We start from the raw sequence: 3421 nt of genomic DNA on the forward strand, positions 1-3421 counted from the left end.
CTCGAACGTTTTGATCGAGCAAACGCGCAAACGCGTCGACCAATTGGTCGCCGATGGAATGAAATATGCTCAAACCGGGCAGATTTCTTCTATGGAGCGGACCGTTACAAATATTCAAATCTTCATTAAAAATCCAAAACTGCCGCGCGACTTGATTAACGATGCGCAGCGCGCCATCGTGAACATGGAAAAAGAAGGGTATATCTTCTATATCGATGATCTTTTGGTAAAAGCCCGCGACGCGGCCCAAGATCAACGCTTGAAGCAGAAGCACGCTATTTTGTTGATGGTCAAAGAATATCTGCCGAAAGCCATGAAGGCGGGCGCGAGTGACGAGTTTCGGCATTCGGTGGAACGGCGGGTGGAGTTGATTAACCTCACCGGCAATCCGACTGCGCCCGAATCGGGCTCGCGCGCGAAACCGATGGATAAGCTGCGCTCACTGCTGCCCAACCGCGCCAAATTGTTCGGGGGCGATGGAAGCGAGGGTTGAGCCGCGCCGGGGCGGTGCTGCCGGGCACGCGCGGACGGGGCTGCGGTTCGGCGGCTTGTTGGCGGCTTTTCTGTTGGTTTTCGGCTTTGGGCTGGTGCGTGCGGCAGCGGCCCCGCCGGTAACCCCTATTGTTATTACACTTACCGGCGACGAAGCGCCGGGCGTGGTTGACCGGCTGATCGAAGCGGCGGCGCGCCAAGGCCATCCGGTTGAGTTGCGCCTGATGACGCCTGCGGCCAAGGCCGCGATGACGGCCGCCCTCTCCCCCGATGCCGAACGCAGTGGCTGGGCCTTGCTCGCCGAAAATTTCAGGGTCGGCACGCAGTACGGTTGGGATGCGGTGCCCTTCATTCCGAGCCTCTGGGACGATCTCGTTCGTGCCTGGGGGGATATTCGCAATCGCGGGTCCGCCCCGGCGGCGATGGGGGTAGCGGCGGCGATTATCCTCGGCTCGGCGCTGGCGGGCTATGCGCTGATGCGCCTTGTGCGGGTGTTGTGGCCGCGCGCGCGGCTCGACTGGCGGCCCTCGCAGCCCGATGGCGCATTGATCGAGCGCGTGGCGGGCGGGCTCGCGACGTGGCTGTCGCATGTTCTGGGGCTCGGTCTGTTTTTGCTCGTCTCGCAAAGCCTGAGCGCTTGGCTGCTCCCGGAACCCGATTTGGCGCGCTGGGTCGCCGAAGGGGTGAGCGCGGTTGCCATTGGCTTCATCGCTTATGTGGCGACGGGCGAATTTCTGCTGGCGCCGGGGCGGCCCGAATGCCGGGTTATGCCGCTCCCGAATGCTGAATTTCATGCCCGGTGCTTGCGCTTCTATGGGCTGGCGGGGCCGTCGATCCTGTTCACGGTTGAGCTTTTTACGCGCATCGGGGCCTCGTCCATCGCGATTGCCGGTTGGTTCAGCCTCCTGGGCGGCGCGATAACCGTGGCGAAAATCTGGTGGTTCTGGGTGGGGCGGCGCGATATTCGGGCGCTCTGTTTGGGGCAAGAGCCGGTCAGCCTGGGACGGCGGGCGATGGCCTCGGGGCTGCCGTCGTTCCTAATCGCGTCGGCGGTGCTCATCTGGGCGGTCGGTCGGGTGTCCGCCGTGGCCCCCGATGGCGCAAGCTGGGCGAATGCGGCGGGGGCGACGCAGATTCTGCTAGTCCTGATTCCGATTGCGGCGGCGGGGTGCGCCGCGTTGATCCGCGAGTGGATTGCCAATACCCCCTGCGTCGAAACCGGCTTGATCGATACCAACCCGATTATGCGCGCCTGGGCTTTGGTGGCGGCGACGACGGCGGGCGCGGTGGTTTGGATTATCGGCCTGTGGTTCTTGGGGCGCTTGTGGCAGTTCTTCCTATCCGAAATCTTCACCCCAAAGCAGGTGGCGGCGCTGGAAGGCCCGATTACCGTGATTGCGGTTTTACTGGTCGGTTGGATTGGCTGGACCTTCCTCTCGGCGCTGTTCACCGCCTATGCGCCGCCTGCAAACGCGACGGGGCCGATTGGCCCGGATTCAGAGGATGATGGGGCCGAAGCCCCCGTCTACAGCCGCTTTGGCACGATTCTGCCGCTGTTGCGCGCCGTTGTTCTGGCGGCGGTGGTTGGGATTACCCTGCTGGTCGCGCTCTCGCGCTTGGGCATCGATATTTCGCCGCTATTGGCCGGGTTTGGGATTTTGGGCCTCGCCATTTCCTTCGGCTCGCAGGCGTTGGTGCGCGATATTGTTTCGGGGATTTTCTTCATCGCCGACGATGCGTTTCGCGTCGGCGAATATATCGATACCGGCAAGCTGAAAGGCACGGTGGAGCGGATCACGCTGCGCTCGGTGCAGTTACGGCACCAGAGCGGCTTGGTTCACACGATCCCCTTCGGACAAATCTCCTCCGTCACCAATTCCAGCCGCGAATGGGCGACGGTGAAGTTCAATATTCGGCTCGACCGCGACACCGATATCGAAGTTGCGCGCAAAACCATTAAGCGCGTCGGGCTGGCGATGGCTGAGATGCCCGAGTTTGCACCCTTGATGATCCTGCCGCTCAAAATGCAAGGCGTGGCCGAGATCGATGATACCGCCATTATCGTGCGCCTGAAGTTTACCTCCAAGCCCGACCGCGCCAGTTGGGTTCAGCGCGAAGCCTTGAAGCGCGTCTATGCCGCTTTGCGCGAGGCCGGGGTGATCTTCGCCTCGAACGCCGTCACCGTGCGCGGCAATGGGGAGCATCATCCGGCGGCGGCGGCTAGCCTTGCGGCGGCACCCGTGGCGAGCGCGGTTCTGCCGTCGGCTTAATCGGTGTTCAGTGCGGTTTTCAAGAAACTCAGCAGCGCGCGCACGCGGGCCGGGCCGCCGCGCCCGTCTTGCGTGAGCGCGTAGAGTTGGCCTTCCCCCAGGCTCCAATCGGCCAGAACGGGCAGCAGCCGCCCGCCCGCCCGCGCCTCGGCGGCCAGCAGATGCGGCAGAGGCGCTATACCACCTCCGGATTCGGCAAAGCGCAATGCGCTGGTGAAGTCAGACGTGGCGAGCTGGGCACGAACGGTGACGATCTCGGTTCGACCGCCCGCATGGAGAGAGAGCATCGTCTGGCCCCGAAACGTTGCTGCGAGAATGACCGCATGGGCGGCCAGCGCCTCGGGCATCGCGGGTGCCCCCCGGATATCGAGGTAGGCGGGGGCGGCATAGAGCCCGACGCCAATCGGGCGTAAGGGTAAAACCGGGTAGGCGAGATCGGCGCGCGGCCCCAGGCTGACGCGCAAGGCCAAATCGAGCCGGTGCGCGGTGAGGTCCAAGGCCGTATCGAGCCCGATGATCTCAATCCGTACCTGCGGGTGCGCGCGCTGGAATGCCACCAGCAGCGGCGGCAATATTTGCGTGGCGAAATCAACCGGCGCGGTTAGGCGAATAAGGCCGCGCACGGCCTGCCGGGTGCGGCGGGCGGCATCGGCGGCATC

Annotated in this window: 3 protein-coding genes; 2 read left to right on the plus strand and 1 reads right to left on the minus strand. The window is 63.7% G+C overall.

Features of this window, described 5'->3' with window-relative positions; translation table 11 throughout:
* A partial coding sequence (locus VZ95_RS25840) for a hypothetical protein (RefSeq protein ID WP_045776826.1) occupies positions 1 to 493 on the plus strand: 493 nt, incomplete at its 5' end.
* Entirely contained in the window at positions 477 to 2762 is a 2286-nt protein-coding gene (locus VZ95_RS22290; RefSeq protein WP_052711867.1) for a mechanosensitive ion channel family protein, read from the plus strand. The genes VZ95_RS25840 and VZ95_RS22290, both read left to right, overlap by 17 nt.
* Here VZ95_RS22290 and VZ95_RS16490 read toward each other — a convergent pair.
* Positions 2759 to 3421, minus strand: a 663-nt coding sequence (locus VZ95_RS16490; protein ID WP_045776827.1) for a substrate binding domain-containing protein, incomplete at its 5' end; no start/stop codon positions are given. The two genes, VZ95_RS22290 and VZ95_RS16490, sit on opposite strands and share 4 nt — an antisense overlap.

Origin of the sequence: Elstera litoralis (genome assembly GCF_000963705.1) — a bacterium.
GTDB lineage: Bacteria > Pseudomonadota > Alphaproteobacteria > Elsterales > Elsteraceae > Elstera > Elstera litoralis.

Excerpts from the sequence above, each read along its gene's own strand:
- VZ95_RS22290 (WP_052711867.1), top strand. The coding sequence starts at position 477 with ATGGAAGCGAGGGTTGAGCCGCGCCGGGGCGGTGCTGCCGGGCACGCG.